12 protein-coding genes are annotated in these 18,894 nt (G+C 47.1%); all 12 read left to right on the plus strand.

Translation table 11 applies throughout. The features are described 5' to 3' along the window. The first annotated feature begins 155 nt into the window (after window positions 1-155). The 12 genes from SPSPH_RS03845 (at window position 156) to SPSPH_RS03900 (ending at window position 18,894) form a co-directional block, all read left to right on the plus strand. The gene (locus SPSPH_RS03845) at window positions 156-1,910 is read left to right on the plus strand and encodes an ABC transporter ATP-binding protein (protein ID WP_075753405.1); all 1,755 of its coding nucleotides are present in this window, start codon (window positions 156-158) and stop codon (window positions 1,908-1,910) included. Further along, window positions 1,903-3,651 (plus strand): ABC transporter ATP-binding protein, encoded by a 1,749-nt coding sequence (locus SPSPH_RS03850; protein WP_075753407.1) that lies wholly within the window; start codon window positions 1,903-1,905, stop codon window positions 3,649-3,651. The genes SPSPH_RS03845 and SPSPH_RS03850 overlap by 8 nt, the downstream gene beginning before the upstream one ends. A gap of 17 nt (window positions 3,652-3,668) precedes the next feature. Further along, window positions 3,669-5,633, plus strand: a complete 1,965-nt coding sequence (locus tag SPSPH_RS03855) for a TonB-dependent receptor plug domain-containing protein (protein WP_083945383.1) — start codon at window positions 3,669-3,671, stop codon at window positions 5,631-5,633. A gap of 64 nt (window positions 5,634-5,697) precedes the next feature. Beyond that, entirely contained in the window at window positions 5,698-6,453 is a 756-nt protein-coding gene (locus SPSPH_RS03860; RefSeq protein ID WP_109298209.1) for an ABC transporter ATP-binding protein, read from the plus strand. Then, the gene (locus SPSPH_RS03865; protein ID WP_075753409.1) at window positions 6,446-8,878 is read left to right on the plus strand and encodes an ABC transporter permease; all 2,433 of its coding nucleotides are present in this window, start codon (window positions 6,446-6,448) and stop codon (window positions 8,876-8,878) included. The genes SPSPH_RS03860 and SPSPH_RS03865 overlap by 8 nt, the downstream gene beginning before the upstream one ends. Further along, entirely contained in the window at window positions 8,871-9,833 is a 963-nt protein-coding gene (locus SPSPH_RS03870) for an efflux RND transporter periplasmic adaptor subunit (protein ID WP_083945384.1), read from the plus strand. The genes SPSPH_RS03865 and SPSPH_RS03870 overlap by 8 nt, the downstream gene beginning before the upstream one ends. A 108-nt stretch (window positions 9,834-9,941) precedes the next feature. Further along, window positions 9,942-10,535, plus strand: coding sequence for an MptD family putative ECF transporter S component (locus SPSPH_RS03875; RefSeq protein ID WP_075753411.1), 594 nt, complete (start codon window positions 9,942-9,944; stop codon window positions 10,533-10,535). A 347-nt stretch (window positions 10,536-10,882) separates the two neighbouring features. Then, complete coding sequence (locus SPSPH_RS03880; RefSeq protein WP_075753413.1) at window positions 10,883-11,881, plus strand: helix-turn-helix transcriptional regulator; 999 nt, start codon at window positions 10,883-10,885, stop codon at window positions 11,879-11,881. Window positions 11,882-12,069: 188 nt separating this feature from the next. Then, window positions 12,070-13,824 carry an ABC transporter ATP-binding protein gene (locus tag SPSPH_RS03885; RefSeq protein ID WP_075753415.1) on the plus strand — a complete coding sequence of 585 codons (1,755 nt, stop codon included), beginning with the start codon at window positions 12,070-12,072 and terminating at the stop codon, window positions 13,822-13,824. Then, a complete protein-coding gene (locus SPSPH_RS03890; protein WP_075753417.1) occupies window positions 13,817-15,556 on the plus strand; it encodes an ABC transporter ATP-binding protein in 1,740 nt (579 codons plus the stop codon). Before SPSPH_RS03885 ends, SPSPH_RS03890 begins: the two co-directional genes overlap by 8 nt. 43 nt (window positions 15,557-15,599) lie before the next feature. Further along, a complete protein-coding gene (locus SPSPH_RS03895) occupies window positions 15,600-17,645 on the plus strand; it encodes a TonB-dependent receptor plug domain-containing protein (RefSeq protein ID WP_075753419.1) in 2,046 nt (681 codons plus the stop codon). A 136-nt stretch (window positions 17,646-17,781) separates the two neighbouring features. Next, complete coding sequence (locus SPSPH_RS03900; protein WP_075753421.1) at window positions 17,782-18,894, plus strand: efflux RND transporter periplasmic adaptor subunit; 1,113 nt, start codon at window positions 17,782-17,784, stop codon at window positions 18,892-18,894.

The following is an 18,894-nucleotide window of genomic DNA, read 5'->3' on the forward strand; positions in this document are numbered from 1 at the left end:
TTAAATACTTTTCACCATGAAATTTATCCTGTTTGACCTAGAAGCAAGACCGCAATATGCAGTATGATTTCTTTGTTACCGGTAATGAGAATAAATATCATTTGAAAGCAGCTGGACTAACCAGGCATTGGCGGGGATGAATTGGAGGATGGAACATGGATGGATTTAAAAAAGTTTTATTTTATGCCAGGGAACATCGCCGTAAGATATATTTCGCGTTGCTGCTTATTTTGGGCAGTGTTATTGCGGGAATCTGCCCGTATTTTATTGTGTATGATATTATTTTACGCTTTGTGGAGACACATACCGCCACGACAAAGTATGTACTCTTTATGAGCGGTGCCGTTGTCGCCTGTTTGTTATTACAGTCATTTCTGCATTACAAGGGCTTGGCCTTATCGCATGAGGCGGCTTATGACACTTTGATGGGAATGCGCATACAATTTGCCGATAAGCTGACCAAATTGTCGTTGGGGGATATCCAGGCGAACGGGACGGGAAGTTATAAGAAAAACTTTGTCGATGACATTGAAAGCGTGGAACTGCTCCTTGCCCATATGTTGCCGGAAGGTATACCTTATGTTCTCACGCCGGTTGCCATGTATCTTATCTTTTTTATTCTGGACTGGCGTCTGGCCCTGCTTTCGATTGCCGCAATGGCCGTTGGCCTCGTAGCTGTTATTATCATGGCGAAGAGTGAAACGAAAAAAATGGAACGCTATTATAGCGCTGCGAGAAAAATGAACGCGACTATAATCGAATATATTTCAGGCATGGAAGTCATTAAAATCTTTAACCGGACGACAAGTTCTTACGAAAACTATGTGTCGTCGGTGGAGGATTATAAAAAGTATACATTGGTGTGGTTCCGTGAATCGTGGACGTATATGGCGATTTACGGCGCGGTTCTTCCCTGTACCATACTGTTTTTGCTGCCTGTAGGCACAATATTTTATCTTGATGGAACCTTAACCCTGTACACCTTTGTCTTTGCCTTGCTGTTATCTATGAGCCTGGGGCAGCCGTTTATCCGGCTGGTGGAATTTTTCCCTACGATTCCTATTCTTAAACATAAAATAGGCCAACTGGAAAAAACCTTTACCGGTGAAGAATTGACGTTTATTGATCAGGGAATTGTCCCGGAAAATTATGACGTGGAATTTCAGGATGTTACCTTTGCCTATGATCAAAAAGAAGTCATTGAGCAGGTTTCCTTCTGCGCTAAAGAAAACAATGTTACGGCCATTGTCGGCGCGTCAGGGAGCGGCAAAAGCACCCTGGCCAAATTGCTGGTGCATTTTTGGGATGTTAAAGCCGGCCGGATTACGATCGGCGGCGTCAATATTAACGACATGTCTTTTGAACGGCTGATGAATCTAATCAGCTATGTCTCGCAGGACACCTTTTTGTTTAAGGATTCGCTGAGGGAGAATATTCGCGTCGGCAGACCTGGCGCCAGTGACGACGAGGTGATGACGGCGGCGAAGCTGGCAATGTGTCATGAATTTATTATGAAAATGGAAAAAGGGTATGACACCAATGCCGGTGAGGCGGGAGATAAGCTTTCCGGCGGGGAAAAACAACGTCTTACCATTGCCAGGGCAATCCTGAAAAATGCTCCTATTATCATTTTGGATGAGGCCACTGCCTTTACCGATCCGGAAAATGAGGATAAAATCCAGGCAGCGTTAAATCAGCTGATTATCGGTAAAACCGTGATTGTTATAGCTCACCGGCTTTCCACGATTGTGGAGGCCGATACGATCCTGCTGATGGATAAAGGGCGTCTGCTTATGCAAGGTACTCATACCGAACTGCTGGAGAGATCAGGAAAATACCAGTCGCTATGGGATTCTCACCGGCAAACGCTGGACTGGGGAATTCAGGTCAAGGAGGGGCAAAATGCTTAGGATTATCGGCAGGATATTACGACTCTCCGGCAAATATGCCGGGAGAATAAAACTAGCCTTTGTTGTCAGCATCTTTGAGGCCATCTTTACACAGGTCCCTATTCTCGCGGTGTTATTTATCCTTATTAAACTGGTGGTCGGCACGCTTGAAAGCCGTGACGCCTGGATTGCGGGCGCTGTTGTCGCCGCCAGCGTGGTGCTGAGGGCCTTGGCCAAACGCCTGGTTGACGGTTTGCAGAGCAGTGCCGGGTACGAAGTTTTCGCCGAAGAAAGAATCAGGCTGGGCGATCATTTAAAAAGACTGCCGATGGGGTATTTTTCCGAGGGCAATATTGGCAATATTACGGCGGTGATTACCTCGGATCTGGTTTTTATCGAAGAACACTCCATGTCGATGCTGGCCCGCGTAATTTCCATTTATTTAAGTGCGCCGATCGGCTGCATCATAATGACTGTTTTGGATTACAGAATCGGTCTGATTTCCGCCGTTACCCTGCTGGTGGCCTTTATTGCCCTGGAGCGGGTTCACCGGGTGGCAAAACGGCAGACCGTGCTCAAACAGGAAGGCCAATCCCGGCTGATTGGCGCCGTGCTGGAATATGTGAAGGGGATTTCTGTAATAAAAGCCTTTAATATGACCGGTCAACGGGGGGAGAAAATAAACCGGGAGTTTCAAAAGCACCGGGATATGTCCATCCGGTTTGAAGAAGAATTTATTCCGCCCAGTCTGCAGTATGACAGCTGCTTCGCCTGGGGAACGGGTTTTACCGTGCTGGCGGTCTGTTACTTTACCCTTAAGCAGACCATGGAATTGCCTTTGCTGTTGATGATGCTGATTTTTGTGTTTCAAACTTATCTTCCTTTTAAAATGCTGGGGGTACTGAGCGTTATTATGCGGATGATGGAGGTTGCCCTTAACCGGTATGATGCCATCAAGCAAATTGCCATTATGGATGAGGCCGGCAAGGATATAAAACTGGCGCATTTTGATATTGAATTTAATAACGTGTCCTTTGCCTATGAGCGGGAAAAAGTGCTGCATAATGTCAATTTCCACATTCCGGAGCGCAGTATGACGGCCCTTGTCGGTAAATCAGGCTGCGGCAAAACGACTATTGTCAATTTGATGGCCCGGTTTTGGGATGTCCAGGAGGGTGAAGTCAAAATCGGCGGCGTGAATGTCAAGGAAATGACCTGCGACAGTTTGCTCAAAAATATCAGTATGGTATTTCAACAAGTATATCTGTTTCACGATACGATACTGAATAACATCAGATTCGGCAAACCCGACGCTACACTGGAAGAAGTAACAGCAGCCTGCCGCAAAGCCGGCTGCCATGATTTTATCATGGAACTGGAACATGGCTATGATACCCTGGTGGGAGAAGGCGGTTCCTCCCTGTCCGGCGGGGAAAAGCAGCGCATTTCCATTGCCAGGGCCATCCTGAAGGATGCGCCGGTTATCCTGCTGGATGAGGCCACAGCCAGTGTGGATCCGGATAATGAAAAGCATATCCAGGAAGCCATTAATGCGCTGGTTAAGGACAAGACGCTGGTGGTTATTGCCCACCGGTTGTCCACCATCAGGGAGGCTGACCAGATACTGGTAATTGATGACGGAAAAATTATCCAGAGAGGCGTTCATCAGGATCTTATTGCGGAAGAAGGCCAATATTACGATTTTTGGCAGCGCCGCCTGCATGCGGGGAGCTGGAAAATTAGTAAGGCTTTACATTCATAGAGGGGGAGTAGGAAAGTATGGGCAAGAGGAAGAGGCAAAAACAGCTACTGCACATAATGCTGAGCGGGGCACTGCTGCTGGGGGTGCCGGCACAGGCAATCGCGGAGGAAATGGCAGAGGCGGAATTCAGCCTGGAGGAATATGTGGTGACGGCCAGCCGTATGCCGACTAAGTTATCGGAAACTGCCGCCAATGTAACGGTGGTCAGCCGGGAGGAGATTGAAAAAAAGAATATTACCAGCGTCGCCGAGGCCCTGACTCAGGCCGGTGTTAACGTGACTGTGGAGGGCGGCAGTGTGGGAGAAAGCTCTTCCGTAACCCTCAACGGCGACAGCCGGGTGGTTGTCCTGGTGGACGGCCGCAGGATTAATCAGGAACAGCGGATGGATCAATTATCTGTCGGGTACAGCCTGGGTACCCTGCCTGATCTGGCCAGCGTGGAGAAGATTGAAGTGGTGCGGGGCGCGGCCTCATCTCTCTACGGCAGTTCCGGGGTTGGCGGTGTTATCAATATCATTACACGCAAAGGGGCGGAAAACCGGACAACGGCTTCAACTGAATTCGGCAGTTGGGGTTCCAAGCGCTACAATCTGCAAACCGGCGGCACGAGCGGTGATATCAGTTATATGGTAACGGCCGGACGGTGGACGCAGGATCATTACGAATACAAAGACCCGTTCACCGGCCGGGTTGTCACTATGCCTAACAGCGATTTCAGCAGAGAGAATGCCTCGATCCGCCTTGATAAGGACTTTGGCGACAACCGGACCTTGACCCTTTATTTTGACCATTTGCGAGAGGATGCCGGCTCGCCGATAACAAGACCGGGACTGAGTTCTCAGGGGCCATACTTCACCGAATTTTTCCGGCCGGATTCCAACCGTCAGATCACCCAGAATAATGTGTCCTTGGCTTACCGCTGGCAGCAGGGGGAGAATGTAACCAATAACCTGCAGCTTTACCGCAATCATTACAAGCTGCGCTGGGCGAATATTAAAGCCGGTTCCCTGTCCACTTATATCGACGAGGAGGACGGTGTGGAGTGGAATCAGACCCGGCGTTTGAGCGACCAGCATACGCTGCTGGGCGGTTTTGACTGGCGCAATACCTATGTCGATAACCGGAATATGGACTATGTCAATAATAAAATGCGCAATCTGGGCTATTTCATAGAAGACCGTTGGAGCTGGGATCCCAATTGGACGCTCACCTCCGGTGTGCGGCATGACGATCCCAGTGAATATAAGAGCAAGTCCACCGCCCGCTTTAGTCTCAACCGGAAAATCAATGAAGCCAGCAATGTCTATCTATCCTGGGGCCAGGTGTACAGGGGCCCCAATGCGACCGATTTATTCAGACCGGATGATGTGAATTACCGGCGCAACCCCAATCTCAAGCCAGAGGATGGCCATACCACCACTTTGGGCCTGAACACTAAGCTGCCCGGCGGCACAACCATCCAGGCCAGTCTGTTCAGCACTTATTTAAAAAATGCCTTTGACTGGGACTATAGTCACATGTATACAGACGGTTACGCCCAGATGATTAATATAGCGGAACAGAAAAGACGCGGCCTGGATATTAGTGTAACTCAGCCGCTGGCCGAGCATTGGGACCTGACTGCCGGTTACGCTTATCTCCGGTCGGAAAAAAACGATAAGAGCGGCAGCGGGTACCGGCCGGATATTGCCAACAGCAACCCCAATGCGTATCGGCTGGGGGTCCTGTACCACAACAATGCCTGGAATGTCAGCGCTTCGCTGCGCGGCGCCACCGGTCGCAGCCTGGACGCCTTTACCTCCAGGCAGTACTGGGTAACCGATGTTGCGGCCAGTTATCAAATGAACCCCGATGTCAAGGTATATGCCAAAGTATATAATCTGACCAACCGGGCCTATGAAACGATGTATCTGTTTGATACGGTTGGAACACAGCCGATGGCGTCCCGCCAATTTGTATTTGGTGTGGAAGGCCGGCTGTAGTTTAAGAAGACCCTCGCTGTGCGGGGGTTTTTCCCCAGGCACTAGTGAACAGGGGTGAGCGGTATTGAAAAAATGGTTATCAGGCCTCACAGCAGTGGCTTTGCCGCCTCCCCGGCCGGATGCGGCGGCCGTGGAACTGACCGCAGTGCGCAAAGTGTATACGACTGGCGCCGGCCAATTTGCAGCCTTGCAAGGCATCAATCTGCAGGTGGACCGGGGAGAATTTGTGGCCGTGGTGGGCAAATCGGGCAGCGGCAAGTCCACGTTGATTAATATGATCACCGGCATTGACCGCCCCACCGCCGGGGAAGTATGGGTGGCTGGAACGCCGGTGCACACCTTGACGGAAAACCAGATTGCTGTGTGGCGGGGTCGAACGCTGGGGGTGGTATTTCAGTTCTTTCAACTGTTGCCCACCTTGACGACGCTGGAGAATGTCATGCTGCCCATGGATTTTTGCCAGGTCTATGACAAGGCCGCACGGCCCGAGCGGGCGCTCGCATTGCTGGAATTGGTCGGTGTCGGACAGCAAGCCGGCAAGCTGCCGGCCAATTTGTCGGGCGGCCAGCAGCAGCGGGTGGCTATTGCCCGGGCGCTGGCCAATGATCCGCCGCTGGTAGTGGCGGACGAACCAACCGGCAATCTTGATAACCGGACGGCCGTGGCGGTCATTGATCTTTTCCGGGAACTGACCCAGGCCGGCAAAACCATCATCATGGTTACCCATGATCAGGATCTTGCCTGTCAAAGCAGCCGTATCGTCACGGTGGCTGAGGGCGGGATCCGGCCGGCCGCAACGGAGCGTGGCGGAGATGCTTAGGTACCGGTTGTTATCACCGCGCTGGTGCAAGGTATGGGTGGATTTGGCAGGCAACAAACTGCGGAGCTTGCTGGTAGTATTATCCATCACGGTCGGTGTATTCGCCGTCGGGATGGTGTACAGTTCCTACCTGATGTTTCAGCGGGATCTGGCAGGCAGCTGGGGGGCGGCTTCACCGGCCGATGTCGGCTTGTATGCCGATCCCTTTGATGAGGAACTCATTGACAGCATCCGCAGCCTGCGGGGCGTCAGGGAAGCCGACGGCCGGTTCAACGCGGACGTAAGGGTGCGTACCGCCAATGGCGAGTGGCGGTACATGTGGTTAACCGCCATTCCGGACTATAGCAAACAAAAGGTGAATGTAGTACGGTCTCAATCAGGGTCCTGGCCGCCGGGGGACGGTGATGTCCTCCTGGAGCGTTCGTCGATAAAGGAACTGGGCGTGAGCGAGGGGAGCCGCATTCTGGTGGAAACCGCCGCCGGGAATAAACGGCTGCTCAAAGTAACCGGAGTCGTATATGACCCCTGCCAGATTCCCAGTCTGTTCAGCGGCCGTTCCTACGGATACATCGACATGGATACCCTGGAGAAGCTGGATGAAGAGCGGCGCCTCAACCAGGTGAACCTGGTGGTCGAACCCTGGGTGCTGCAGGGGAAAGAGACGGCCCCTATTGAGGCGGTAGGCCGGCGGGCTTTTAGCAAACTGGAACAAGGGGATACGACAATAACCTGGTTTCAAGTGAACAAACCCGGCGAACATCTTATGCAGGGGTCAATCAGCGCTATCCTTCTGCTGCTGGCGGTAATGGGAGTTTTATCGCTGCTGTTGAGTACTTTTTTGCTTATCAATACTGTTACGGCCATTTTGACGCAGCAGGTGCGGCAACTGGGAATTATGAAGGCCATTGGAGCGCAGCGGGGACAATTGTTAAGAATGTATCTGACACTTGTGGGGGCGTACGGGATCCTGGCCCTGGTGGTGGCCGCCCCGCTGGGAGCATTGGCGGCCGGCGCACTGACTGGTTTTATGGCCGGTTTGTTTAATTTTGACTCCGGCGGTTTGGAACTGCCGCCCCGGGTACTCCTGCTGGAGGCGGCGGTAGCTGTTGGCATACCGCTGGCAGCGGCTTTGTGGCCGGTCTGGCGGGGGACGGGACTCACCGTGCGGGAAGCGATCAGCGATTACGGTATTCACAGCGTGGCTGCCGGTGGGCGCTTTGACCGCTATCTGGACATAGTGCTGGCAAAGTTGAAAGAACTGCCGCGTCCGGTAGTGCTGTCTTTACGAAACACCTTTCGGCGGCGGGGCCGTTTGATGCTGACGCTGTTGACACTGACCATAGCCGGTACGGCGTTTATGGCGGTATTTTCCGTGCGGGCGTCTCTCTCTGCGAATCTGGAGAATACCCTGGAGTATTATCGCTACGATGTTATGCTTCAATTTACAGAGAGTTACCGGACTGGACGCATAACTCAGGAAGTAATGCGGGTACCGGGTGTAAAAGCAGTGGAAGTCTGGGGGTTTACTCCGGGAAGGATATTGCGGGATGAACGGAAGGAATCGGAAAATGCGGCCAGCAGCGAAGTAACTGTCTTAGCGCCGCCGGTCGGTACAGAGCTTATCCGGCCGGTAATGCTCGCCGGCCGGTGGCTGGTTCCGGGAGATGAAAGCGCGCTAGTGGTGGACACCACAACAGTGAACGACAATCCGCACCTGACGGTCGGTGCACCGGTTGTCGTAAAAATAGGTGAACATAAACTGCGGTTTACTGTGGTGGGTATTGCACAGGGTGTATGGGAAAAGACCTGCGTGTATGCCCCATATGATTGGTTAAGCGGGGCGATACAGGAGGCCGGCCGGGCCCGCTCGGTACAAATTGTGGCCGCAGACAGCGCACCCCAGGCGCAGAAAATCCTGGGGCGTGCTGTGGATGAACATCTGAAGCGTCAGGGGCTGAGGGTTAAACGGGTGACTACTGTTGCGGAAACTAAGCAGCGTATTCAAAAAGGGAATGATATTTTGATTACCTTTCTTTTGATTATGGTCGTACTGTTGGCCGTTGTGGGCGCATTAGGACTGGCTGGTGCTCTGGGTCTCAATGTGCTGGAACGGACGCGGGAAATTGGTGTGATGCGGGCCATTGGCGCCTCCAGTCTGGATATTGGCCAGGTATTTGTGATGGAAGCCCTATGCATTGGCCTGATTAGTTGGCTGGCCGGAGTGGTGCTGGCCGTACCTATGGCCGCACTGCTTGAATACCAGGTCGGTCTGTTGCTTTTTCATTATCCACTGGATTTTCATTTTAGTTTTTCCGGCGTGGGCATTTGGCTGGGTGTATCGAGTCTGCTGTCGCTGCTGGCCAGTCTGCTGCCGGCCTGGAACGCGGCGCGGATGAGCGTGCGGGAGGTGCTCAACTATGAATAGTAACAAGCAAACAGGAGAAAAAGCAGGAATAAACTGGGAGGCCGGTTTTGTAACCGGCCGATTTTTCCGAGGACGCCGGCTGTTGGCACTGTTGTTGCTGGCAGTGAGCCTAACCGGCATATGGTGGCTGATTCAAGGGCGGCAGAATAAGCAGGCGGAACTGCCGCCGGTCAAGGCCGATGAACGAGTATTGGCTGAAGGCATTATCTTTCCGGTCCGCTATGCGCAGATGGTGATGCCGGTGGACGGCACCATCGGTGAAGTGCTGGTCAAGGAAGGAGAGCGGGTTAAGGCCGGCCAGCCGCTAATCGGCCTGGTGCGCAGGGATTATCAGGCCCGGGTAGGCAGCGCCGGCGCCGATGTAAGCCGGGCTGCCGCGGTCGTGGAACAAGCCCGGGTGAATGTGGCGGACACCGAGCGGGAGCTTGCCCGTCAACTGCATCTGGACCAGGCCGGCGCCACTTCCCGGCAGCAGCTTGACCAGGCCCGGACCGCCGCCGAGCGCAGCCGGGCGGCTCTGGCTCAGGCAGAGGCTGATTTAAAGACCCAGGAGAGTTTGCTGGTGGAAGCTGAAAGTCTGTTGGATAAGACTGAACTCAGGGCGCCGATCGACGGCACGGTGGCCTATCTGGATGTAAAAATAGGGGAACATGCTGCCGGCGGGACGGTGCTGGTGCGGATTGCCGACGAGACGGCCTGGGAAGTGAGGAGCGATGATTTGACCGAATTAATGATTGCCAGGGTACGGCCCGGTGACCCTGTACTGCTGACCTTTGACGGTATACCGGACCTGGAGATCCCCGGCCGGGTCAGGTTTATCCGGCCCTATGGTGAGAAAAAACGGGGGGATATTACCTACACGGTGACCATTGACCCTGACCGCTGGGACGAGCGCCTGCGCTGGAATATGACCGCTCAGCTTGCTATCAGCAGCTTAGTACCTTATCAGCCCTAATCCAGTGAATACTGACGGTCTATCGTTTTAGCGCTGACAAGGTATTAGTGAACATGCCGGGCAGTACGTAATACGTCTTAAAGAAGCCGGAGAGTGAGGGAAACTATTATGAATCAAAACAATAAACTGCAGGTCAAAGATCTGATTATTCTGGGTGTGCTTAATGCGGTGTTTATGGTCATTATGCTCATTTTTGCCATGGTTTTGGGGATAATTCCCCTTGCCAGTATTTTTGTACCGGCAGCCGCAGCGATACCTTTGGGGACGGTGTTTATGCTGCTGATGGTCAAAGTCGCCAAAACCGGTACGCTTTTACTCAGCGGTATTCTGCAAGGGACGGTATCTTTGTTTATGGGAATTTCCTGGCCATTGATCACGGCCATCGTCATATCCGCCCTGCTGGGAGAGCTGGTCATCCGGGGGGCATATAAGAACCTGAAAAGAATTGCGATTAGCTATGCCGTTTTAATTGGCGGCTATGCCATTGGTTCTTTTGCCCCGCTGGTATTTTTTGCCGATGCGTACCGGGCAATGGCAACCAGCCGGGGCTATGACGAGGTTTATATCAATAAAATTATTGAACTGTTAAACGGCCCTGTATTCGCGGGGATACTGGCAGTGTCCATAGCGGGAGCTTTGCTGGGAGCCTTGCTGGGCAAGCGGCTTTTGAGAAAGCATTTTAGTAAAGCCGGTATTGTGTGAATGTATTCGGGTAAAATCTATATGTAATGCAGCAGATAGAGTAATTATAAAAAAAGATAGCGCTATGCCAAAAAGTTTTAGGAACAGGAATGAAAGACTTCTCTGTTCCTAAAATAATTTTCCCGATAATAGTAGCCATGCTAGGGGTGCGCTTGGATGCAAAAAGCTCTTAAATGGAAAGGGTTGCCAATCGTAACAGGATTCGCTATAATAATAAATGAAAATAATTATCAATTTCATTAAGAGTTAATGAATTGTTTTACAGGTTAGGAGCGCCGCGCGCTGCAACCGGACAAGTTTGGCGTATATCCTCCATTGATATACACCGATACCAAGGGGCGATAGACATGATAAAAAATGCCGTGTCAAAAAATCAGATATTTAATCCGCAGGATGAGGCCTGCCCGGTATGCGCCGTCTTTGATCATATTTACAGGACCAGTTCGTTTCAAACGGAAATGAAAATACCGGAAACAGTTGGTGAAGGCTATTTCCGGCGGATTGTTGTCAAACCCTCCCTGCGGCTGTCTGTCAGTGATATGACTTTTCATAAAAGAATAACAATGGGAGAAAAACAGGGAAGCTCCCTGTACAGTCTGGCCTTTTGCCTGGGAGAGGGATTTCTCTGGCGGGTGGAGGGGAATCCGAAGCGGGAATATGGGATTGCCTGTGGGGAAAGCTGTATATTCAACCGCAACCAGGGCATCAGTATCAGTAACCATTATCCGGGTTCACGCTTTTGGGGGATTTATGTGGAGTTTGATCTGGACATTATTGCCAGTTTTATGCAGCACAGAGGCAAAGACCATGCCGGCAAAAATTTGTTTGCCGGCCGCAATTTTTTGTGTAATGGCAAAATTTCCCCGGGCATTCGCCTGATTCTCAACGACATGATCAATTGTCGCTACCGGGAACAACTGAAAAAAATCTATCTGGAAGGAAAAATACTGGAGCTGGTTGCCGTCTATCTGGATGAAACTGTTTTTGAAGACGGTGCCAGGGCCTCGGCGGGTAAATTTTCCGCCTATGACCGGGAGGCATTATATAAAGCCAGGAAGATTCTGGACGAAAATCTTGCGACCCCGCCGACGCTGGGAAAACTGGCAAAAATGATCTGCCTGAACGAATATAAGCTGAAAACCGGCTTTAAGGAATTGTTCGGCTTGCCGGTTCATGCTTATATTATCGACAAACGGATGGAACTTGCCCGTCTGCTGATAGAAGAAAAACAACTCCTGGTTACAGAAGCGGCGCCACTGGTTGGCTACAATGATTTAAGTTATTTCGCGGAAAGATTTCGGGGAAAATATGGTGTTAATCCGTCGCAATACAGCAAGAAGCTGTAGCCTTGCTTTCATATGGATAAGTCAGCCCAGGCACAAGGAATGATGCATTCCTTGTGCCTTATACTTTTTACCATAAACGTTATCCTGTTTGTCTTAGCTAATATAATGCAAATCAGTTATACTCAATTACAAATGAGTATGACAATCAGTATCAACTATAAAATGCAACTGTATTTGGAGGTTACATTATGAGTGGTTTTATAAAGATATGTTCTTATGCCAAAGAACATAGAAAAAAGACATATTTGGCAATCTTTTTAATTTTTCTCAGTGCTTTTTCTGGGATTGTTCCCTATCTTTTTACTTATGATATGATGCTTCGATTTATTGAATCAAATACGGTTACTCTAAATTATTTATTCCTTATATCGGCCGGAATATTTATTGGTTTATTATTGCAATCTTTTTTATTTTATAAAGGCTTAACGGCATCACACCAAGCAGCTTATGATACTTTGATGGAATTGAGAATTAAATTTGCCGAAAAGATGTCAAAATTACCGATGGGAGATATAAAAGCAAGAGGAGTAGGGAGTTATAAGAAAAATTTTGTTGATGATATTGAAAGTACCGAAACCTTATTGGCTCATATGATCCCAGAGGGTATTCCGTTTGTAATAACACCTATTATCGTTTATGTTGTTTTGTTTTTATTAGATTGGCGCCTGGGATTTCTTTCGCTTGCATCGGTATTTGTTGGCATGATACCGATTTTTATCATGATGAGGAGCAGTTTAAAAAAGATGGGGTATTATTATGATTCGGCTCGTAAAATGAATGCAACTATAGTTGAGTATGTTTCCGGTATGGAAGTTATAAAAATTTTTAATAGAACCTCAAGTTCTTATGAAAACTATGTGATGTCTATTGAAAATTACAAAAAGTATACGTTGGATTGGTTTAAAGAATCGTGGACTTATATGGCTATTTATAGTTCTATACTTCCGTGTACGATATTATTTCTATTGCCTGTAGGTACACTATTTTATCTTAATGGTACATTGACTTTGCCGGTATTGGCTTTTTCTTTGCTTCTGTCTATGGGGCTGGGTCAGCCGTTACTTAGGTTGGTTGACTTTATGCCTACTATTCCTGTGTTAAAGCACAAAATAGAGCAGTTGGAGAAAACATTTAGTGGTCAGGAGTTAGTTACTTTAAATAAAAATATAAATCCTGCTCATTATGACGTAGAATTTCGTAATGTTTATTTTGGCTATGAAGAGCAAAATGTTATCAAAAATATTTCTTTTACAGCTAAGGAAAATACTGTTACTGCCATTGTTGGCGCTTCAGGCAGTGGCAAAAGCACGTTAGCTAAATTATTGGTGCATTTTTGGGATGTAAAAGCAGGGGAGATAACGATAGGCGGCGCTAATATACAAGATTTTTCTTTCGAAGAATTGATGGATATTGTCAGTTATGTTTCGCAGGATGTTTACCTATTTAATACTACGGTTATGGAAAATATTCGAATTGGCAGACCTGGTGCAACTGATGAGGAAATCATTGCGTGTGCTAAAGCTGCTATGTGTCATGATTTTATAACTGAATTGGACAGAGGTTATGAAACTATTGCCGGTGAGGACGGCAATAAATTTTCCGGAGGAGAAAAACAAAGAATTAGTATTGCCAGAGCAATTTTGAAGAATGCGCCGATTATTGTTTTAGATGAAGCGACTGCTTTTACCGATCCTGAAAATGAAGATAAAATTCAAGCAGCTTTAAATAAATTGATCATTGGCAAGACAGTAATTGTTATTGCTCATAGGCTTTCCACTATTGCCGATGCCAATAAGATTATTGTACTGGATAAAGGTGTTTTAATTGGTGAGGGAACCCACTCACAATTGCTGCAGTCCTCAGACGCATACCAACATTTATGGAATTCTCACATGGAAACCTTGCAGTGGGGAATCAAGGTTAAGGAGGTGGAACATGTTTAAGATCATCAACAGGCTGTTGACGCTGGCCGGTGAATATTCCCAGCGGATAAAGTTTGCATTTTTTCTTAGTACTTTTGAAGCCTTTTTGGGTCAAGTTCCGATTTTGACCGTGTTAGTTGTTTTGATTAAAATATCCGCCAATGACATTACGGTTCGAGATGCCCAACTGGTAGCTTTGGTTATTGTACTTAGTATTATTGTAAGAGCTTTATTAAAAAGATGGATAGATGGCTTACAAAGCAGTACCGGTTATGAGATTTTTGCCAGGGAAAGATTAAAGCTGGGTGACCGTTTGAAAAGGCTGCCAATGGGATATTTTTCTAATGGCAACATAGGTAAAATTACGGCAGTGGTTACTTCTGATTTGGTTTTTATTGAAGAACATTCCATGTCGGTGCTGTCCAAGGTTGTTTCCTGTTATCTCGGGATTGCAGTCAGCGTAATTTTGCTGTTTAGGTTTGATTATCGGATTGGCTTTATTTCGCTGTTTACTTTTATATTAGCCTCTTTGGCCTTAAAACAGGTTGAAAAAGTTATTGTAGTTCGTGCTGACGATAGGCAGGAAAGTCAGTCCAGACTTATTAGCGCTGTTCTAGAATATGTAAAGGGTATTTCAGTAATTAAATCCTTCAATATGACGGAGGAAAGAACAGAGAGAATCTATCAAGAGTTTAAAAACCATCGTGATGTAAATATTAACTTTGAAGAAGAGTTTATTCCGCCAAGTATAAATTTTGACCGGGCTTTAGCACTTGGTACCACTCTTACTGTATTTGCCTCAGCCTATTTTTATTTTAATAAGACAATGGAATTATCCATGCTGCTGGTGATGATGATTTTTGCATTTCAAATATATCTGCCCTTTAAAACTATAAATGTACTTAGTGTCATGATTAATATTATGAAAAATGCTTTGGACCGTTTTGATTCAATTTGTAATATAGAAAATGTTGATAAAGATGGTAAAGATATTGTTGTAAATAAATTTGACATTGAATTTAACAATGTTTCTTTTGCTTATGAACAAGAACAAGTAATACACAATGTTAGTTTTGTTGTGCCGGAGAATAGTATGACTGCTCTAGTTGGTAAATCCGGCAGCGGCAAAACGACTATTGCTAATTTGATTGCCCGGTTTTGGGATATTCAAGGCGGAGCCATTAAAATAGGCGGTGTTGATAGTAAAGAAATGACTTTCGATAGTTTGCTTAAGAATATTAGCATGGTTTTTCAAGATGTGTATTTGTTTAATGATACTATTTTGAATAATTTAAGATTAGCCAAGCCTGAGGCAACGCTTAGCGAAATTATGGAGGTTTGTAAAAAGGCTTGCTGTCATGATTTCATTATGGAATTACCTAATGGCTATGACACTATTGTTGGTGAAGGAGGCTCCTCTTTATCTGGCGGCGAGAAGCAGCGTATATCTATTGCCAGAGCTATTTTAAAGGATGCGCCGATTATTCTTTTAGATGAAGCAACAGCTAGTTTAGACCCGGATAATGAAAAGCAGATTCAAGCTGCTATTAGTGAGCTTGTCAGAAATAAAACCTTAGTGGTTATTGCCCATCGTTTATCTACTATTAAGGAAGCTGATCAAATTTTGGTCTTGGACAAAGGGAGGATTGTTCAACAGGGTGTGCATGAAAAGCTTATTGAGGTGGATGGACAGTATAAAGATTTCTGGCAGCGAAGAATGCAGGCCGGCAGTTGGAAAATCAGTCAGGTATGAATTATGAAGCGTACAATGTGCGCACAACGGGGAGAGAGAAAAAATGAGAAAACCAAAAATCACCGGGAAAAAATTATTGCACTTATTACTAAGCAGTTCCTTATTTTTAGGTTGTGCTGGAGCTGCTGCTGCTGAGGAAGCTGTTGTTAACGGGGCTCAAGATGAGCAGGCAATAGAGGCTCAGGCAAGTATGCAAGAATTTAGTATGGAGGAATATGTAGTAACAGCCAGTAGAATGCCTACTAAAATCAGTGAGACGGCAGCGCATGTTACCGTAATCGATCAGGCGGTGATTGAACAAAAAAGTATAAAAAGTGTTGCTGAAGCACTTATTGATGCCGGTGTGGAAGTATATTATGAAGGCGGCAGTGTTGGTGATACCGGCGGTATTATTTTAAATGGCGATAACAGAATTATTGTGTTAGTAAATGGCCGGAAAATAAATGTGGAGCAGAGATTGGAACAGAATAATCTGGGGTATAATTTGGGGATGCTGCCCAGTGTGGATAGTATCGAGAAAATTGAAATCGTTAGAGGCGCTGCATCCTCAATGTATGGAGGCGCTGCTGTCGGCGGTGTGATTAATATTATTACGCGCAAAGGTGCGGAAAATAAGACAACCGCTTATTCGGAATTTGGCAGCTGGAATTCAAGAAAATATGGAATAACGACAGGCGGCAGTACCGGTAAAGACGGCAAAACCAGTTATATGATAACTGCTGGCCGCTGGACGCAAGACCATTATGAATACAAGGAACATCAAACCGGCGATGTTGTAAAAATGCCGAATAGTAAATTTGAAAGAAATAATGCGTCTGTTCGCATTGATCATGATTTGGGTAAAGAGAGAACACTGACCTTTTATTATGATCATCTGGATGAAAAAGCCGGAAGTCCCATCGCAAAGCCTGGTACGATCGGATATAGTGCGTTTGGTTATCCGTATGATAGACACGATGCTGCAGCATTTCGAGACATCAATCAAGATAATGTAGCGTTAGCTTATCGTTGGAAGCAAGGAGAAGATATCACCAATAATTTTCAAATTTACCGTAATAATTATAGACTGAATTGGTATATGGGCTGGTATATGGGTGATTATATGTCAATAAGCAGATATACGGATAAAGAATATGGTGTTGAATGGAACCAATCCAGACCGTTGGGCAAAAATAACAGGATAGTTGGGGGCTTTGACTGGAAAATGTCTGAGATTGATGACCGTTCGGCTCCATATCCTGAAAATAAATTGCGAACTCTGGGGGTCTATTTAGAAGATCATTGGAATTTTGCGCCTACCTGGACGTTAACCGGCGGCTTTCGTCATGATGACGCTAATAAATATGACAGTGAAAATACAGTCAGATTCAGTCTTAATAAAGAAATAAATAACAGAAGCAATGCTTTTCTTTCCTGGGGGCAATTTTTTCGGGCTCCTAATGCAATTACTTTCTTTAGGGGCTGGGACCCTATGTATCTTCCCAATCCGAATCTTAAACCCGAAACCGGCGATACGTTTACCTTAGGGTATAATACCGTGTTGCCCGGAGGCACAAAAATACAGGCCAGTTTGTTTAAAACTGACGTGGAAAATGCACTTGTGTGGGAGTATCCTAATGATCTGATTACTGGTGAGACAACTTCCTATCTGAATAATATTCCCAAACAAAACAAGCGCGGTTTGGATTTGCGGATCAACCATCCTCTTTCCGATGCATGGGATATGGTATTAGGATATTCTTATTTGAGAGTAAAACAAGACCGGCAGAATGGCTTGGGAGAACAATATGATATTGCCAACAGCAATCCCAATTATTATCAAGCAGGGTTTAATTATCACCAGGATGCTTGGAATGTTAATATTATGGGCCGCGGCGCTACAGGCCGCAGCCAGGAAGCTTATTCATCCAAAAGATATTGGGTCCTTGATATCAGTGCCAGCTATCAAGTGAATGAAGATATCAAGGCTTATGCCAAGGTCTTCAATTTAACCAATCGTGCTTATGAAACGACCTATTTATGGGATACTGTTGGCAGTCAGCCAATGTCTTCCCGCCAATTCGTATTTGGTGTGGAAACGCGTCTGTAATTTTATTGTTATGATTTTTGTTGCTTGCTATATACTCCGTGTTAAAGAATTGGCAGGCGCAGGCGGGTGGCGCGGTGACACCCGCCTGCAAAAATTTTAGCACGTCATATATGGTTATTGGGAAGAAGGAAGAAAAATGCAAGTAAAAAGTTTTCTGGAGCTGAAACGGAGAAAATTGTTTTACGGACTAATAGCTATCGTAACAGTTTGTTTGGTTGTCGGCAGTTTCTTGGGGAAGGAGCAAGGCAAGCCGGCTGCTGCCAATATTCCGTTGGTGCGGACAAAAATTGTAGGCAGCGCGGACAAAGCTGCCGCTTATACTTATGCCGGTGAAGTGCGTGGTCGTTACGAAAGCCAGTTGGCTTTTCAAGTGGGAGGTAAAATCAGTAACCGTTTTGTGGATGAGGGCATGGCTGTACAAGCGGGAGATGTTTTAATGAGTATCGATCCTAAGGATGTTCAAGAAGTGATCAATAACAATGCTGCGCAGCTAGCTGCTGCTCAAGCGCAGCAAAAACTTGCAGAAAGTAATTTAGCCCGTTATAAACAATTATATGCCCAGGATGCTATCAGCAAAGCGGAGCTTGATTATTATCAAAATGCCTATGAGGTGGCCGGCGCTGCCAGCCGTCAAGCGACAGCGCAATATGAACAAGGTTCCAACCAACTGGGTTATACCCGGTTGGTTGTGGAACAAGCTGGAGTGGTAGCTCACATTGGCGCAGAAACCGGGCAAGTTGTCAGCGCCGGTGAAATGGTGCTGACGCTTGTATATGATGGTGAACGGGAGATTGAGATTCATGTGCCGGAGAATCGTTTGCCAGAAGTAAAAGAAGCTCCTGAATGTGAAGTACTATTTTGGGCTCTTCCCGGGGTAAGTGTGGAAGGCCGGGTCAGGGAAATTGCTCCGATGGCTAATGCCCTTACCCGTACTTATAAAGTCCGAATTTCCTTAGTTAATCCGCCGCCTGCAGTAAGTTTGGGCATGACTGCTTCGGTTATGATGAAAAATGGTGAGCATTCTGTAGTAAATACTATTCCCCTGACAGCTTTGTATCAAACAGAGCATCAACCTTGTGTCTGGGTCGTTAAGGATAATGTGGTTACTTTACGGGTTGTTGAAGTCGGCCTGCAGGATAATGATCTGGTGCAAATACTGTCAGGTCTCCAAGCCGGAGAAGTTATCGTGACAGCGGGAGTTCATAAATTGCAGGAAAAACAACAAATTAAAGTTATTGGTAGTAATTGA

It is taken from the genome of Sporomusa sphaeroides DSM 2875 (assembly GCF_001941975.2).
Lineage (GTDB): Bacteria > Bacillota > Negativicutes > Sporomusales > Sporomusaceae > Sporomusa > Sporomusa sphaeroides.